This is a genomic window from Pseudomonas triclosanedens (assembly GCF_026686735.1).
In the GTDB taxonomy this organism is placed as follows: domain Bacteria; phylum Pseudomonadota; class Gammaproteobacteria; order Pseudomonadales; family Pseudomonadaceae; genus Pseudomonas; species Pseudomonas triclosanedens.
Genome location: NZ_CP113432.1, coordinates 2,671,983 through 2,688,236, shown reverse-complemented (window position 1 = coordinate 2,688,236; position 16,254 = coordinate 2,671,983). Strand labels below are relative to the sequence as shown.

At 66.3% G+C, this 16,254-nt stretch carries 15 protein-coding genes; 1 reads left to right on the top strand and 14 read right to left on the bottom strand.

The genetic code is table 11. From position 1 onward, the window contains the following. Positions 1-103 precede the first annotated feature (103 nt). The 6 genes from pcaF to OU419_RS12625 all read right to left on the bottom strand — a co-directional run bounded on the left by pcaF (position 104) and on the right by OU419_RS12625 (position 5,872). On the bottom strand, positions 104-1,309 hold the full coding sequence (pcaF, locus tag OU419_RS12650) for a 3-oxoadipyl-CoA thiolase (protein ID WP_254472774.1): 1,206 nt from the start codon (positions 1,307-1,309) through the stop codon (positions 104-106). Then, positions 1,306-2,088, bottom strand: coding sequence for a CoA-transferase subunit beta (locus tag OU419_RS12645; protein ID WP_254472776.1), 783 nt, complete (start codon positions 2,086-2,088; stop codon positions 1,306-1,308). Before OU419_RS12645 ends, pcaF begins: the two co-directional genes overlap by 4 nt. Beyond that, positions 2,088-2,936, bottom strand: a complete 849-nt coding sequence (locus tag OU419_RS12640; protein WP_254472779.1) for a CoA transferase subunit A — start codon at positions 2,934-2,936, stop codon at positions 2,088-2,090. The genes OU419_RS12645 and OU419_RS12640 overlap by 1 nt, the downstream gene beginning before the upstream one ends. A 490-nt stretch (positions 2,937-3,426) precedes the next feature. Then, complete coding sequence (gene catA / locus OU419_RS12635; protein WP_254472781.1) at positions 3,427-4,359, bottom strand: catechol 1,2-dioxygenase; 933 nt, start codon at positions 4,357-4,359, stop codon at positions 3,427-3,429. 59 nt (positions 4,360-4,418) lie between these two features. After that, on the bottom strand, positions 4,419-4,709 hold the full coding sequence (gene catC, locus OU419_RS12630; RefSeq protein ID WP_254472783.1) for a muconolactone Delta-isomerase: 291 nt from the start codon (positions 4,707-4,709) through the stop codon (positions 4,419-4,421). 41 nt (positions 4,710-4,750) lie between these two features. Next, positions 4,751-5,872, bottom strand: coding sequence for a muconate cycloisomerase family protein (locus OU419_RS12625; protein WP_254472785.1), 1,122 nt, complete (start codon positions 5,870-5,872; stop codon positions 4,751-4,753). Positions 5,873-6,012: 140 nt separating this feature from the next. Here OU419_RS12625 and OU419_RS12620 point away from each other — a divergent pair, with 140 nt between their 5' ends. After that, positions 6,013-6,885 (top strand): LysR family transcriptional regulator, encoded by an 873-nt coding sequence (locus tag OU419_RS12620; protein ID WP_254472787.1) that lies wholly within the window; start codon positions 6,013-6,015, stop codon positions 6,883-6,885. Between the two features lie 18 nt (positions 6,886-6,903). Here the strand turns inward: OU419_RS12620 and OU419_RS12615 are convergent, their stop codons facing one another. The 8 genes from OU419_RS12615 to OU419_RS12580 form a co-directional block, all read right to left on the bottom strand. Then, positions 6,904-7,677 (bottom strand): 1,6-dihydroxycyclohexa-2,4-diene-1-carboxylate dehydrogenase, encoded by a 774-nt coding sequence (locus OU419_RS12615; protein ID WP_254472789.1) that lies wholly within the window; start codon positions 7,675-7,677, stop codon positions 6,904-6,906. 20 nt (positions 7,678-7,697) lie between these two features. Continuing rightward, positions 7,698-8,711, bottom strand: coding sequence for a benzoate 1,2-dioxygenase electron transfer component BenC (gene benC, locus OU419_RS12610; RefSeq protein ID WP_254472791.1), 1,014 nt, complete (start codon positions 8,709-8,711; stop codon positions 7,698-7,700). 77 nt (positions 8,712-8,788) lie between these two features. Further along, on the bottom strand, positions 8,789-9,274 hold the full coding sequence (benB, locus tag OU419_RS12605) for a benzoate 1,2-dioxygenase small subunit (RefSeq protein ID WP_302329006.1): 486 nt from the start codon (positions 9,272-9,274) through the stop codon (positions 8,789-8,791). Continuing rightward, positions 9,274-10,641 (bottom strand): benzoate 1,2-dioxygenase large subunit, encoded by a 1,368-nt coding sequence (gene benA / locus OU419_RS12600; RefSeq protein WP_254472801.1) that lies wholly within the window; start codon positions 10,639-10,641, stop codon positions 9,274-9,276. The genes benB and benA overlap by 1 nt, the downstream gene beginning before the upstream one ends. 373 nt (positions 10,642-11,014) lie before the next feature. Then, positions 11,015-11,968: an AraC family transcriptional regulator gene (locus tag OU419_RS12595; protein ID WP_254472803.1), complete on the bottom strand. Its 954-nt coding sequence runs from the start codon at positions 11,966-11,968 to the stop codon at positions 11,015-11,017. A 348-nt stretch (positions 11,969-12,316) separates the two neighbouring features. Beyond that, a complete protein-coding gene (locus tag OU419_RS12590; RefSeq protein ID WP_254472805.1) occupies positions 12,317-13,666 on the bottom strand; it encodes an MFS transporter in 1,350 nt (449 codons plus the stop codon). A 267-nt stretch (positions 13,667-13,933) separates the two neighbouring features. Next, positions 13,934-15,052 (bottom strand): sigma-54 interaction domain-containing protein, encoded by a 1,119-nt coding sequence (locus OU419_RS12585; protein ID WP_254472807.1) that lies wholly within the window; start codon positions 15,050-15,052, stop codon positions 13,934-13,936. Further along, on the bottom strand, positions 15,049-16,233 hold the full coding sequence (locus OU419_RS12580) for an acyl-CoA dehydrogenase family protein (protein WP_254472809.1): 1,185 nt from the start codon (positions 16,231-16,233) through the stop codon (positions 15,049-15,051). Before OU419_RS12580 ends, OU419_RS12585 begins: the two co-directional genes overlap by 4 nt. Between the last annotated feature and the right edge of the window lie 21 nt (positions 16,234-16,254).

Sequence of the window (16,254 nt, the reverse complement as noted above, 5' to 3'; positions counted from 1 at the left end):
AAGAACTCCGGAGGTCGGCAGGCGGAATCGAGACAGTATGGCGTGTTGGCAGCCCTCACCCCAGCCCTCCCGCAGGGAGAGAGCCAGGATGCAGGTGTATCGGTCACACGCGCTCGACCACCAGGGCCACGCCCTGCCCTACGCCCACGCACATGGTGCACAGGCCGAGCTTGCCGCCGGATTTCTGAAGCTGGTGCACGGCGGTCAGCACCAGCCGCGCGCCGCTGGCACCCAGCGGGTGGCCGAGGGCGATGGCGCCACCGTTGGGGTTCACTCGCGCGTCGTCGTCGGCGATGCCGAGCTCACGAGTCACCGCCAGGCCCTGCGCGGCGAAGGCTTCGTTCAGCTCGATGACGTCGAGCTGGCCGACCGACAGGTTCAGGCGCTCCAGCAGCTTGCGTACCGCCGGCACCGGGCCGATGCCCATGACGCGCGGCGCAACGCCGGCGCTGGCCATGCCGAGCACTTTCGCGCGCGGCGTCAGGCCGTGCTTCTTCACCGCCTCGGCGCTGGCGAGGATCAGCGCCACGGCGCCGTCATTGACGCCCGAAGCGTTGCCTGCGGTGACGGTCTTGCCTTCGCCATTGACTGGTTTGAGCCTGGCCAGCGCTTCCAGGGTGGTATCCGGGCGCGGATGCTCATCGGTATCGACGACGGTTTCACCCTTGCGGCCCTTGATCACCACCGGGACGATTTCCTCGGCGAAGTAGCCGTTGGCCTGGGCAACGCCAGCGCGCTGCTGGCTGCGCACGGAGAACGCATCCTGGTCGGCGCGGCTGACGTTGTAATCGTCGGCCACGTTATCGGCGGTCTGCGGCATGGCATCCACACCGTACTGAGCTTTCATCAGCGGGTTGATGAAGCGCCAGCCGATGGTGGTGTCCTCGATCTTCTGGCCACGGCCAAAGGCGCTGTCGGCCTTGCCCATCACATAGGGAGCGCGGGACATCGATTCCACGCCGCCAGCGATGGCCAGTTCGATCTCGCCGCTGGCGATGGCGCGGAAGGCGGTGCCCACCGCGTCCAGGCCCGAGGCGCAGAGGCGGTTGAGGGTCACGCCCGGCACGCTTTCCGGCAGGCCGGCCAGCAGCAGCGCCATGCGCGCCACGTTACGGTTGTCCTCGCCAGCCTGGTTGGCGCAGCCGAGGTAGACCTCGTCCAGCGCGGACCAGTCTACCTGCGGATTGCGCTCCACCAGCGCCTTCACCGGGACGGCGGCGAGGTCGTCGGCGCGCACTGCCGACAGAGCACCGCCAAAGCGACCGATGGGCGTACGCACGGCATCGCAGATAAAGACCTCGCGGCTCATTCCTCGCCTCCTTGCTGGCCGTGGGCGGCTGCGGTGCGAGCTTCCAGGGCGCGCAGGGCCTCCAGTTCGATAGCGGTGGGGGCGACGGTCTCGGCGACCTGCTCGGCGAAGCGAATCGCCCAGCCGGTGTTCTCGATCACCTGCTCGCGGGTCACGCCCGGATGCAGCGAGGTGACGATGAATTCGTTGCTGCCGGCTTCCGGCTCCATGATGCAGAGGTCGGTAATGATCGCCACCGGGCCCTTGCCCGGCAGGCCCAACTGCTGGCGATGATCGCCGCCTTCGCCGAAGCCGACCGAGGTGATGAAGGCCAGCTTGTCGACGAAGGTGCGGTGCGACTGCTTGAGGATGATCAGCACTTCCTTGGCGGAACCGGCGATTTCCGGCGCGCCGCCGGCGCCCGGCAGGCGTACCTTCGGCGAGTGGTAATCGCCGATGACGGTGGTGTTGATGTTGCCGAAGCGGTCGACCTGGGCGGCGCCGAGGAAGCCGACGTCGATGCGCCCGCCCTGCAGCCAGTAGCGGAAGATCTCGCCGGTGGGCACCACGGTGTCGGCGGTCTCGGCCAGTTCGCCGTCACCGATGGACAGCGGCAGCACGCTGGGCTTGGCGCCGATGGGGCCGGATTCGTAGATCAGGACCACATCCGGGGAGGCGGTCAGGCGCGCCAGGTTGGCGGCCTTGGACGGCAGGCCGATGCCGACGAAGCAGACCGCGCCGTTCTTCAGGCGGCGGGCGGCAGCCACGGTCATCATTTCATTGGTGCTGTAGGCGCTCATTATTTGCCCTCCGCGAGTTTCTTCTGGAACTCGGAAAAATCCTTGGTGCCGCGGATGTAGGTGTCGATCCAGGCGTTGAAGGTGTCACGGTCGCGGGCGATCGGGTCCCAGGCCTGGTAGAAGCGGTTGTCGCGCTCGGAGTAGCCGTGGGCGTAGGACGGGTGCGCACCACCAGGCACATGGCAGACAGCGGTGAGCGCCCAGCTCGGCAGCACGCAGGAGTTCATCGGGGCGTTCAGGTCGTCGACGATCTCCTCGACCGTGACGATGCAGCGCTTGGCGGCCAGGGCGGCTTCCTTCTGCACGCCGAGGATGCCCCACAGCAGCACGTTGCCCTTGCGGTCGGCCTTCTGCGCGTGGATCACAGTGACATCGGGGCGCACCGACGGCACGGCGGCCAGTTGCTCGCCAGTGAACGGGCACTCGATGAACTTGATGTTCGGGTTGACCTTCGGCAGGTCGGAACCGGCATAAGCGCGCAGCACGGCGAACGGCAACCCGGAGGCACCGGCGACGTAGGCGTTGGCGAGGTCGGCGTGGCTGTGTTCGTCGATCTCCAGGGCGCGCGGCCAGCCCTTCTCCACGGCATCGCGCAGACGGTGCAGCGAACCGACACCGGGGTTGCCGCCCCAGGAGAAGGTCAGCTTGCGCACGCAACCGGCGCCGATCAGCAGGTCGTAGACCAGGTCCGGAGTCATGCGCACCAGGTGCAGGTCTTTCTTGCCCTGGCGGATCAGCTCATGGGAGGCGGCGGTCGGGATCAGGTGGGTGAAGCCTTCGAGAGCGACGGTGTCGCCATCGTGGACAAAGCGTTCGACCGCTTCGCGGAGAGAGAGGATTTCAGCCATTTTCAGTCTCGTTCGCAGGGTGTGTGGCGATGGGAAAACAGTACCGTCGGGGGCATGGGCGAACAATGCGATAATCGACCTTTGGTGCGATTATCGAACGCTCTCTTAGGAGACTAACGGCTGGATTCCTGGCATTGATGGGCACGGCGAGCGCGAGAAAGTCCGAGCGCAGGTTTCAGCGCGCCCCGGGCAGGATGGGTGGAGCTCAGCGATACCCATGCGGATGGTGCACGGGATCGATGGGTATCGCTGCGCTCCACGCCATCCTACGTCGAGGTCAATGGCAGGCTCTGGTGCTTGCCCTGGCCATGTCTGTGAAAAACCGAGCGCAGGAACAGCAGAACGCTCTGAGTAGGATGGGTGGAGCGCAGCGGTACCCATGCGGATGGTGCACGGATCGAGGGGTATCGCTGCGCTCCACACCATCCTGCGTCGGGGCCAATGGCAGACTCTGGATGCTTGTCCTGGTCATGCGCGTGCCGTGTAGCGATCAGGCTTCCTGCAAGGCACGGGGACGGTTGCTGCGGTCCTCGGCATCGGCGTTCACCGCCTGCTGCAACTGGAAGTCGAACTCGATCTCGGCGAAGCGCCCTTCCACACCGCGGGCCTTGGCGGCTGCGGCGTCTTCGACGAAACGTACCTCGCCGATCAGCCCGTCGCGGGTGGCGTAGGCGAAGTCGTCCCACAGGTACTGGTCGCCCGCCAGGTTGATCTGCGTGGTCAGGTGGCGATGGCCCGGCGCGGAGATGAAGAAGTGGATATGCGCCGGGCGCTGGCCGTGGCGGCCGAGCTGATTGAGCAGTTCCTGGGTCGGGCCGTCCGGCGGGCAGCCGTAGCCGCTGGGTACGATGCTGCGGGCTTTGTAGCGGCCTTCGGCGTCGGTGACGATGCGCCGGCGCAGGTTGAACTCGGACTGGGTGCTGTCGAAGTACGAGTACGTGCCCTGGGTGTTGGCGTGCCAGAGGTCGACCACGGCGCCGGCCAGGGGCTTGCCCTGCGGGTCGAACACGCGGCCGGAAAGGAACATCACGGTACCCGGGTCCTTGCCGTCGTCCATCCGCGCTTCGCCTTCGGACAGCGGGGCGCCGGCCACGTACAGCGGGCCCTCGATAGTGCGCGGGGTGCCGCCGCCGATGCCGGCCGCCGCGTCCTGGGCGTCCAGCAGCAGGTCGAGGTAGTGCTCGATGCCCAGGCCGGCGACCACCAGCCCGGCCTCCTGGCGCGCGCCGAGGCGGTTCAGGTAGTCCACCGCCTTCCAGAACTCATCGGGGGTGACGCTCATGTCTTCGATCAGCCGCGCGGTGTCCTGCAGGATCCGCAGGATCAATTGCTTCACGCGCGGGTTGCCCGCATCGTTGAGCGCGCCGCTGGCTTCTTCGAAGAACTTCTGGATGTCGGCAGTCTGGGAAATCTTCACGGTCATGGTGCGATCCTCAAGTCTTGTTCTTGTTCAGCGTTGTTGTGAGTGAGCGGGACGGGAAATCAGCGGTCGTCGGCATGGATCGAGGACGGATGGCGGCAAAGCCCGTCGATCTCGATGTCCATGTAGGGGAACAGCGGCAACTGCATCAGGGTGTCGTGCAGTTCCTCGACGCTGGCGAGGTCGAACACGCTGTAGTTGGCGTAGTGCCCGGCGATGCGCCACAGATGGCGCCACTTGCCCTCGCGCTGCAGGCGCTGGGCCAGTTCCTTTTCGTCGGCCTTGAGCTGGGCGGCTTTCGCCGGATCCATGTCGACCGGAAGCTTCACGGTCATCTTCACGTGGAACAGCATCGGGTTTTCTCCTCTATCGGGCAGTCGGGCAAGGGGTCAAGTCAGGTGCGGCGGAAGCGCGCCAGGCGCTCTTCGTCGAGCGTCAGGCCCAGGCCGGGCGTGCGCGGCACATGCAATTGGAAATCGCGGTATACCGGCGGCTCGGTGACGATTTCCTCGGTGAGCAGCAGCGGGCCGAACAGCTCGGTGGCCCAGGTCAGCTTCTCCAGGGTGATGAAAGCGTGGGCCGAAGCCAGGGTGCCGACGGCGCCTTCGAGCATGGTCCCGCCATACAGCGCGATGCCGGCTGCCTCGGCGATCTGCGCGGTGCGCAGCACGGCGCGCGGGCCGCCGTTCTTGGCGATCTTCAGGGCGAAGATGCTGGCCGCGCCGTCGGAGGCGAGGCTGAAGGCGTCGGCCACGCTCTCGATGGATTCGTCAGCCATGATCGGCGCCGGGCTGCGCTGGTTCAGGCGCACCTGGCCGCTGCGGTTGATGCGCGAGATGGGCTGTTCGATGAGGTCGATGCCGTTCTCGCCGAGCACCTGGCAACCGCGGATGGCCTGAGATTCGTCCCAGCCCTGGTTGACGTCCACGCGCACGCTGGCGCGCTCGCCCAGGGCCTGCTTGATCGCCACCACGTGCCTGAGGTCCTGCTCCAGCGGGTTGGCGCCGATCTTCAGCTTGAAGATGCGGTGCCGGCGGATTTCCAGCATCTGCTCGGCTTCGGCGATATCACGGGCGGTGTCGCCGGAGGCGAGTGTCCAGGCCACTTCCAGGCTGTCGCGCACACGGCCGCCGAGCAGCTCGCTGACCGGCAGGCCGAGGCGCTTGCCCTGGGCGTCCAGCAGCGCGCTTTCGATGCCGGAGCGGGCGAAGGTGTTGCCCTTGATCGCCTTGTCCAGGCGCTGCATGCAGGCGTTGATGTTGCTGGCGTCCTGGCCCTTGAGCAGCGGCGCGAAGTGCGCGTCGAGGTTGGCCTTGATGCTTTCCGGGCTCTCGTTGCCATAAGCCAGGCCACCGATGGTGGTCGCTTCGCCAATGCCTTCGATGCCGTCGGCGCAGCGCAGGCGGATGATCACCAGCGTCTGCTGCTGCATGGTGTGCATGGCCAGCTTGTGCGGGCGGATGGTCGGCAGGTCGACGATGATCGACTCGATGCGTTCGATGACGGGGCTACTCATGGACGGCGTTCCGGTCTGGGATTCATGGGGCGGGTTTCTTTCGATACCCGGCAGGTCTTTTCACGGTTGAAGAAGGATTGCGCTGCGGCCTGCGGGCAGTCCAATATCGATGCCGTCTTGTTGCATACCCTGGAGGTATCATGGAGCTGAGACACTTGCGCTACTTCCGCGAAGTGGCCGGCACCCTCAACTTCACCCGCGCCGCCGAGCGCCTGCACATCGCCCAGCCGCCATTGAGCCGGCAGATCCAGCAACTGGAGGAGCTGATCGGCGTGCCCTTGCTGGAGCGTGGCCGGCCACTGCGCCTGACCGACGCCGGGCGCTACTTCCACGAGCAGACCGGCACCCTGCTGGCGCAACTGGAAAGCATCTGCCAGAGCACCCGGCGCATTGGCCTGGGCGAGCGCCAGTGGTTCGGCATCGGCTTCGCTCCCTCGACGCTGTATGACGGCCTGCCCGAGTTGATCCGCGAGCTGCGCGGCGACACCGGGCTGGAACTGGGCCTGCAGGAAATGACCACGGTGCAGCAGGTGGAGGCGTTGAAAAGCGGGCGTATCGACATCGGCTTCGGGCGCATCCGCATCGACGATCCGGCCATTACCCAGCAGGTATTGCGCGAGGAGCCGATGGTCGCCGTACTGCCCGCCGGCCACCGTCTGCTCGGCGCGCCGGTGAGCCTGGAACAGTTGGCCGCCGAGGACTTCGTGCTCTACCCCGCCAATCCGCGCCCCAGTTACGCCGACCATGTGCTGGCTTTGTTCGCCAATCACGGCCTGGGCATTCGCGTGGCGCAGTGGACCAACGAGTTGCAGACCGCCATCGGCCTGGTCGCCGCCGGGCTGGGTGTGGCGCTGGTGCCCGCTTCGGTGCAACAGCAGCACCGTGCCGACATCGGCTATGTCACCCTGAGCGACGCCGAGGCGGTCTCGCCGATCATCCTCAGCCAGCGCCGCGGCGATGTCAGCGCGCCTCTGCAACGCTGCCTTCAACTGATCGGCGCGAGCCTGCCGTAAGCGCATCATCGCGGCGCCTCAGCCCTGGTCGCCGCCACCCACCGGCAGGGTCACACCGGTGATGTAGCTGGCCTCGTCGGAGGCGAGGAAGAGGATCGCGCCAACCTGCTCGTCGATGCTGCCGTAGCGCTTCATCAGGCTGCTGTCGATGGTCTGGTCGACGATCTGCTGGTACCAGACCTTCTCCTGCTCGCTCTGCTGCGCCGCGTTGCGCGGAATGCGCCGGGGCGGCGCCTCGGTGCCGCCCGGCGCGGTGGCGTTGACCCGCACACCGCGCTCGGCGGTCTCGAAGGCCAGGCAGGCAGTGAGCGCGTTCACTCCGCCCTTCGCAGCGCCGTAGGGCACACGGTTCACCCCGCGGGTGGCGATGGACGAGACATTGACGATGGCTCCCGCCCCCTGCTCCAGCATCGGCACCAGCGCGGCGCGGCAACACCACAGCGTAGGGAACAGCGAGCGGCGAACCTCGGCCTCGATCTCCTCCTCGGCATAGTGCTCGAAGGGCTTCGCCCAGATGGTGCCGCCGACGTTGTTGACCAGGATGTCGAGGCGGCCGAAGCGCGCGAGCGCCTGGACGACCACGCGCTGGCACTCGGCGAAGCGCTCCAGGTCGGCGGTCAGGGTGAGCACCTCGCCGCGCTGGCCGAGGTCGTCCTGCAACTCGTGGACGATCTCGGAGCGATCCACGGCGATGACCGCTGCGCCCTCCTCCACCAGCCGCTCGGCGACGCGCCGGCCGATACCCTGGGCGGCGCCGGTGACGAGGGCGATCTTTTCGTTGAATCGGTTCATGGTGACCTCGTGGAGTCCGATCAAGCCGCGCTGGCGGCGAACTTCTCGTAATAGAAATTCGCCGGGGTGATGCCCTGCTCGCGGATGTACTGGCTCACCGCCTCGACCATCGGCGGCGGGCCGCACAGGTAGATGTCCACCTCGCCATCGTTGAGATGCGCGGGCTCGATGTGCTGGGTGACGTAGCCCTTGCGCGGGTAGCTGCTGTCCGGGCTGGCCACGCAGGCGCTCCAGGTAAAGTTGGGAATGCGCGCGGCGAAGGCTTCCAGGCGGTCCACTTCCACCAGGTCGAAGTCGTGGGTGACGCCGTAGATCAGGTGCAGCGGATGCTCGCAGCCGTGCTCGGCGATCTGTTCGAGCATCGCCGTGAACGGTGCCAACCCGGTGCCGCCGGCCAGCAACAGCAGCGGCCGCCGGATCTCGCGCAGGTAGAAGCTGCCCAGCGGGCCGGCCAGGCTCATGGCGTCGCCGGCTTTCGCCAGGCCGGTGAGGAAGCTGCTCATCAACCCACCTGGCACGTTGCGAATCAGGAAACTCACCTCACCGCCCTTCTGCAGCGAGCTGAATGAATAGGCGCGGCTCTGCTCGCTGCCCGGCACCCGCAGGTTGACGTACTGGCCGGGCAGGAAGGCCAGGGCGTTCAGAGCCTCGCCCTTGAGCGACAGAGAGATGGTGCTGTCGGAAAGCTGCCGCACCGCGCTGATGCTGGCCTCGAAACTGGCCCGGGCGGTCTTGCACACTTGCGAAGAGGCCGGCACCCGTACCACACAGTCGCTCTGCGCACGCATCTGGCAGGTGAGCACATAGCCCTGCGCTGCCTCATCCTCGCTCAGGGCGTCCTCAATGTAGTCCTGGCCCAGGTCGTAGCGACCGGCTTCGGCGAAGCACTTGCAGGTGCCGCAGGCGCCGTCGCGGCAGTCCAGCGGGATGTTGATGCCCTGGCGGTAGGCCGCGTCGGCCACGGTCTCGCTGGGGCTGGCGTCGATGAAACGGGTAACGCCGTCTTCGAAATTGAGGGCGATCTTGTGGTTCATGGCGTGCACCTCGGCGCCGCGCAGGCAGCGTCGCACGCGGCGGATTCACGCGCGCGACGCACAGCCCTGACGGCGAATCAGATGTGGTAGATGTCGATGACCTGGCGGACGTAGTCGTTCTTCAGGACCACCTTCTTCGCCTTGACCAGCGGCTGGTCGCCGCGCACGTCCAGGGTGTAGAAGCTGGTGCCGAAGTAACTGTCGACGGTCTTGTAGCGGAAGCTCAGGGTGTGCCAGTTGAAGCGCACCTGGCACAGGCCGCCGGCTTCGCCGAGCACCTCGATGTTGCTGAGGTTGTGCGAGGTGCGGGTGTCCGGCAGAGTCGCGCTTGAGCGCTCGGTCTTGATGCGGAACACGCGGTCTTCCAGGCCGCCACGGTTGCCGTACCAGATCAGCGAAATCTCCCGCTGCGGGTCTTCGGTGAGCTGGTCGCGGTCGTCCCAGGAGGGCATCCAGAAGGTGGCGTCGGCGGCGTAGAGTTCCAGCCAGGCGTCCCATTCCTTGTCGTCGAGGTAGCGCGCTTCGCGGTAGAGGAAGTCGCGCACGGTCTCGTAGCGGCTCATCACACGGCCTCCTCTTTCAGCGCGATGCGGTTGGCCTCTTCGGCGGCCAGTGCGTCGATCATCGTCTTCTGCCAGTACTGGTGCTGCAGCACGAACAGGCCCTCATCCTCGGTGCGCACGCCGGACAGCAACGGCGCCAGATCGATTTCCCGCGCCGCGTCATCGGCGCCTTCGACCCAGTGCTTCGCCCCGCGCGACATATCGTTCCAGCCGCCGGCGCTGCCCTGGTAGGCCTGCTGGCACGAGCGGAACTCCTCCAGGTCGTCCGGGGTGGCCATGCCGCTGACGTTGAAGAAGTCTTCGTACTGGCGAATGCGCTGGGCGCGCGCCTCGCTGCTTTCACCCTTGGGCGCGATGCAGTAGATGGTGATCTCGGTGCGGTTGACGTCGATGGGCCGGGCGATGCGGATCTGCGAGCTGAACTGGTCCATGAGGTAGACGTTGGGGTACAGGCACAGGTTGCGCGAGTTCTCGATCATCCAGTCGGCGCGGGCCGAGCCGAAATCGCGGGCCAGCTCGTCGCGGCGCTCGAAGGCCGGGCGCGCCTCGGGGTTGGCCCAGCGGGTCCAGAGCAGCAGGTGGCCGTGGTCGAAGGAATAGAAGCCACCGCCCTGCTTGGCCCAGCCGCCGGCACTCATGGTCTTCACCTCGCCACCGGCCTCGCGCTGCTGGCGCTGGCTCTGGGTGGCGGCATAGTTCCAGTGCACGGAACTGACGTGGTAGCCGTCAGCTCCATTCTCGGCGGTAAGCTTCCAGTTGCCTTCGTAGATGTAACTGCTCGATCCGCGCAGCACTTCCAACCCTTCGGGGGACTGGTCGACGATCATGTCGATGATCTTCGCCGACTCGCCCAGGTGTTCCACCAGCGGCTTGACGTCGGCCTTCAGGCTGCCGAACAGGAAGCCGCGATAGGACTCGAAACGCGCCACTTTCGTCAGGTCATGGGAGCCTTCGCAGTTGAAGCCCTCCGGGTAGCCTGCCTCGGCCGGATCCTTGACCTTGAGCAGCTTGCCGGAGTTGTTGAAGGTCCAGCCGTGGAACGGGCAGGTGTAGCTCGCGCGGTTGCCGGACTTGTGCCGGCAGAGCATGGCGCCCTTGTGGCTGCAGGCGTTGAGGAAGGCGTTGAGCACGCCGTCCTTGTTGCGCGCGATGAAGATCGACTGGCGACCGATCATGGTCGTCAGGAAGTCGTTCTTCTCGGGAATCTGGCTTTCGTGGGCGAGGTAGACCCAGTTGCCTTCGAAGATGTGCTTCATCTCCAGGTCGAACAGGCGTGGGTCGGTGAACATCTCCCGACGGCAGCGGTAGACGCCTTTGGCGGGGTCTTCTTCAAGCAGCGAACGCAAGTAGTCGATACCCAGGGACATGGCCGGGGCCTCCGTTGTTTTTGTTCAGGCAGGCTCAGGTTATGGCTGGGGGTGCGCAGGCAATATCCGCTTTGTGCAGAGTGCTATCCGTTTTCTGCACGGTTGCCGTGAAGTCGGAGTGGGGCCTGCGCGGGCGGGCCGTCCAGACCGTAGGGTGCATAACCCGGAACGGGTTATCCGCCGATGCCACAACGGCGGATAAAGCTGGCGCGCTATCCGCCGTACGAATCAGCTTTCGCAGCTTTGGCCTGGCGTCGACCGGTTCGCGCTCGCCGGCGAACGCTTGAGCAGGATGGCGTGCTTCGCCGTGGTTTCGATGTGGATGGGAACTCCGGTCGCGGGCATCGCCCGCTCCTACAGGGGAGCGCGGAGCCTAGCTCCGGCGCCTGAGCGTCTCCGACGGCAGCTCGCCGAACTGCTGCCGGTAGCTTTCGGCAAAGCGCCCAAGGTGCAGGAATCCATAGTCCAGCGCCAGTTCGGTGACGCTGCGCACAGGCCGCGCCGGGTCGCTCAGGCAGGCGTGGATGCGTGCCAGCTTGAGACGGCGGATGTACTGGCGCGGTGTGGTGCCGGCGTAGCGTTCGAACAGCGCGTAGAGCGAGCGCAAACTCATCGCCGACTGGCGCGCCAGCATTTCGATGTCGATGTCCTCGCGCAGGTGCCCTTCGATATACGCCTCGATCCGTTCGAAGGAAGCGCTCGCACCAACCACCACCTCACGGCTGACGTTGGTTTTCAGCAGCGTCAGCAGCTTGCTGGCAACGATCTGCTGGTAGTGTTCGTCGATCCGCGGCAGGCGTTCGCCGGCCTCGGACTCCTGGCAAACCATCGACAGCAGGTTGACGAAGCCTTCCAGCTCGCCAAGCCGATATCGGTTCTCGGTGAAGCGCACGCCCTGGCGCGGGTGGCTCCAGCGCTGCTCGGCACAGATCGCTTCGAGCAGGTTCACCGGTACCTTCAGGATGAATTTCTCGCAGTCATCCGAGTAGGTGAGGTCCACCGGATCGTCGGGGTTGATCAGCAGCAGCTCGCCGGGGGTCAGGTAGTGCTCCTGGCGATGGCCGCGCCACAGGCAATGGCCGCTGAGCAGGATCTGCAGATGAAAGATGCTTTCCAGCGCCGGGGTGGTGACTCGTACTGCGCCGCCGTAGCTGATGCGGCACAGGTCGAGGCTGGCGAAGCGGCGATGGTTGAGGCTCGCCTGCGGGTGCCCGTGGGCCGGCAGACGCAGATCGTGGGTGCCGACGTGCTGGTTGACATAGCCGGACACCGCGTAGGGGTCGGCGCGGTCGAAAATGCGGCTACGGTCGCTCAGCAGGCTTTGCATACGAGGCACTCACGGTTGTTGTCAAAGGCCGCGATCTGCGCCGCGGTCCGCTCAGTCTATGCGAGCGGCGACCGAACGGTACGCGGCAGAGATGAATGGCAACACAATCGCCCTGCCCTGCGCGCCCTCAGAACCTGCAAGGGCTGGAGCAGAACAAGGCGCAGCGACCGGCAGGCTGGTCCGAAGACCGAGCGCCAGCGAATCGAACAGGAGAGGACGCGCAGGTAGATGGGCAGTGCTCGCTACGTCCGTCCCATCTGGCCGCCCTGAAGGGCGTTGGCCGCAAGCGGCTTCCAAGCCTGTTTTTAACGCAGATATGCCCACGCGCAGCAGATCGTGGAGAGGTTCTCAGGTTGCGTCGGCGTGGCTGACCATGCCCTTGATCACCACGGCGGCGGTGGCGATGGCCGCCGGGACGATCAAGGCGGTCAGTACCTGCTCGAAGTTCCAGCCCAGCCCCAGCAGCGTCGCACCGATCCAGGCGCCGAGAATCGCACCGAAGCGGCCGATGCCGAGCATCCACGACACGCCGGTGGCGCGCCCCTGAGTCGGGTAGAAGCGTGCCGCCAGCGACGGCATGGCCGACTGCGCACCGTTCACACACATGCCGGCGGCCAGTACCAGGGTCGCCAGCAGGGTCACGGTTCCCAGGCTCTGGCCCACGCAGTAGGCAAACACACCGGCGAGGCAATAGAAGATGCCGATGACCTTGTGTGGATTGAAGCGGTCCATCGCCCAGCCCACGGCCACCGAACTGAGCACCCCGCCGAGCTGGAACAGCGCGCCGATGAACGCAGCCTGTTCCATGCTCGCACCCGCATCGCGCATCAGCGTCGGCAGCCAACTGGTGAGCAGGTAGACGATCACCAGCCCCATGAAGTAGGTCAGCCACAGCAGCAGGGTACCGGCGCTGTAGGTGCCGGAGAATATGACCCGGAACACGTTGCGGCTCTGTACCGTCTTCAGCTCGGGCACGCTGAAGGCGCGAGCCGTGACTACCTGCGCGGGGGCGATGGGCGCGAGCACCCGCTTGACCTTCTCCGCCCCACGGTTGCGTACCACCAGGAAGCGCGCCGACTCCGGCAGCCACACCAGCAGTACCGCCGCCAGCGCCAGCGGCAGCAAGCCGCCCAACAACAGCAGGCTGTGCCAGCCGTAGGCCGGGATCAGCTTGGCGGAGACGAAGCCGCCCGAGGCCATGCCCAGGTTGAAGCCACAGAACATGCTGGTCACCAGCAGCGACTTGAGGCGCTCGGGGGTGTATTCGGAGAGCAGCGTGGTGGCGTTGGGCATTGCCGCGCCAAGACCCAGGCCAGTGAGCAAGCGCAGCGCCAGCAACTGGTCGAGGCTGGTGCTGTAGGCTGAGAGCAGGCTGAACAGGCCGAACAGGAACACCGCCACCACCAGCACGCCCTTGCGCCCGAAGCGGTCGGCCAGCGGGCCGGAACCGAGGGCGCCGAACACCATGCCGATCAGCGCGGCGCTCATCACCGGGCCGAGGCTGGCGCGGTCGATACCCCAGTCCTGGGTCAGCGCCGGGGCGATGAAGCCCATCGCGGCGGTATCGAGGCCATCGAGGAAGACGATGAGGAAGCACAGCAGCACGATACGGCACTGGTACAGCGACAGCGGCTGGGAGTTGATGAACGACTGGACATCGAACGTGCCGGCAGCAGGCACATGGGCGGAACTGGTCATGCAGAGGCTTCCTGCGAAGGATTCGTCGCAGGAGCGCAGACCGCCTCGAAACCGTCGGCCAACGCCCCGTAGGACTGGACAGGAATGAGCCGCGAGCCGGAGCACGCATGGACCGGCGATAAGGCGGACGATGAACGGCCCGGGCTGACGCTCATTGTTGTTATTGCCCCTCCGGCTTGGCGGGGTTGGGCAAACAGTACGGAGAGTCGGCGGGCGGTTCAATTCGATAACCGCCTAAGCGTTCGGTTAACGAACGGCTTCGGCGGATCAGATCGACAGGCGCACCGGCCGCTGCGGATCGATCTCCGCGCCGCCGCGCCGCTTGTTCACCACCAGCTCGCCGATGTCGATCAGGCGGGTGCGGGTAACGTTGCGACTTAGGCCCAGCAGGTTCGCGGTGTGCACCTGGTTGCAATGGCAGAAGCGGTAGGCCGCGCGCAGCAGAGCGTCTTCCACGCGCGCGTGCAGGTTGCCGCCCTGCTCTTCGAACAGACGCTGGAACGCCTGCTGGAGAATCTGCTCGGCGCCCAGCGATTCCAGCCGTGGCTCGTCGCTGCGGTCGATGCGCAGGTTGGACAGGTGCAGGTCTTCCGCGCGCACCACTCCATCGCGGCAGATGAGCAGGGTGTGGTGGATGACGTTTTCCAACTCGCGGATGTTGCCCGGCCAGGAGTAGCTGCGCAGCTTCTGCGCGGCCTCGGCGCTCAACTGGCTCTGGCCGTAACCCAGGCGCCGGCTGTACTCAGCGATGAAATGGCGGGTCAGCGGCAGGATATCGCCCGGTCGCTCGCGCAGCGGCGAAAGCTCCAGGCTGACCACGTTGAGCCGGTAGTACAGGTCCTCGCGGAAGTGCCCGGCGTTGATCGCCTTCTCCAGTTGTACGTTGGTGGCAGCGAGTACGCGGACGTTGATCGGGATGCTCTTGCGCGAGCCCAGGCGCACCACTTCGCGCTCCTGCAGCACGCGCAGCAGCTTGACCTGGATGGGCATCGGCAGGTCGCCGATCTCGTCGAGGAACAGCGTGCCGCCGTCGGCCTCTTCGAACCACCCGGCCTTCGCCGCCAGCGCGCCGGTGAAGGCGCCCTTCTCGTGGCCGAACAGTTCCGCCTCCACCAATGATTCGGAGAAGGCGCCGCAGTTGACCGCGACGAAGGGCCCCCCACGGCGCGCGCTGAGGTTGTGGATGTGCCGCGCCACCAGCTCCTTGCCGGTACCGGTTTCACCGATGATCAGCACGCTCGCCTCGCTGGGCGCGACCTGCTGCAGATGGTCGAGCAGCGCCTGGGATTTCGGATCCTCGAACACCTGGGCGGTAGCGCGGATGGAGGTGGCCAGGGCTGGCGACTGGGGCAGCGTCAGCAGGCCGTCGGGTGTGGTCGCGTTCATGAGTAGAAGGTCGGCTGCGGCAGTTGCTGGTTGAGTGCCCACTCGCCCAGTTCGCGGACCTTGTAGTCCACCGGGTCGTGCAGGGTCTGAGTGCGCAGGTTGCGCCAGTAGCGGTCCATGCGCAGCGCGGCGTGGGTGGAGCGCGCGCCGGTCACTTCGAATATCCGGCTGCACAACGCCAGCCCGTTGCGCGTGGCGGCGACCTTGGCCGTGGCGATGGCCACCGCCAGCCGGCCGCGTTCCTCGGCGTCGAGGGTGGCGCCCTTGCTCCAGGCTTCGTCCAGCATCTGGGCGGCGCGGCGCACCAGCAACCGGGTGCTTTCCAGGCCGACCCAGAACTCGCCATAGTGGGCCAGCACGTAGGGGTCTTCTCCGACCTCCGGTGCCGGGGAGCGGAACCACGGCCGGCTTTCCTTGCGGGTGTACTGGCGGGCCTCCTCGAACGCACCTTCGGCGATGCCGAGGAACACGTGGGTGAAGATCAGTTGCGCAATCAGCGGGCGCAGGCAGGCGAACGGTGTGCTCAGCGGGCCGGGGTCGAGCAGCAGCTCACTCTCCTCCACCCGCACCCGCTCAAAGGTGGCGCTGCCGCTGTCGGTCTGGCGCTGGCCCATATTGTCCCAGTCGTGGGCCAGGCTGATGCCGCTGCGCGCGGTGGGAATGGCGGCGATCAGCAGCTTGCCGCCCTCGCCGTCGAGGGCCGAGGCGATGAGCATTTCCGAATCCAGCGCACCGGAACAGAAGCTCTTGCGCCCGGAGAATTCGCGCCAGCTATCGAAGGTGCGCGAGATGGTGCGGGTGTCCAGCGGGTTCAGCGCATTGCCCCAGAACCAGCGGTTGCGCGCGGTGAGTTCGAACCACGGCTGCCATTGTTCGGGCCGGGAGAACAGCCGCACGGTAGCCAGCATCAGGTGCTGGAAGCCGAACACATGGGCGATGGAGCTGTCCGCCACGGCGAACTGGCGCACGATGTCCAGCGTCTCGCTCCAACTGGCGCCGAGCCCGCCGTATTCGGTGGGAATGATCAGCGACAGCAGGCCGCTCTGGCGCAATGCGTCGCGCTCGGCCTTCGGAGTGCCGCCACGGATGTCGCGCTCGGCGGCGGTTTCGGCGAAACCGGCGGCCAGGCGTTGGGCTATCTGCCCGGGAGTCTGTGCGTCGAGACGCGTAGTGGCGTTCACGCTCGCTACCTCTTCATGAAT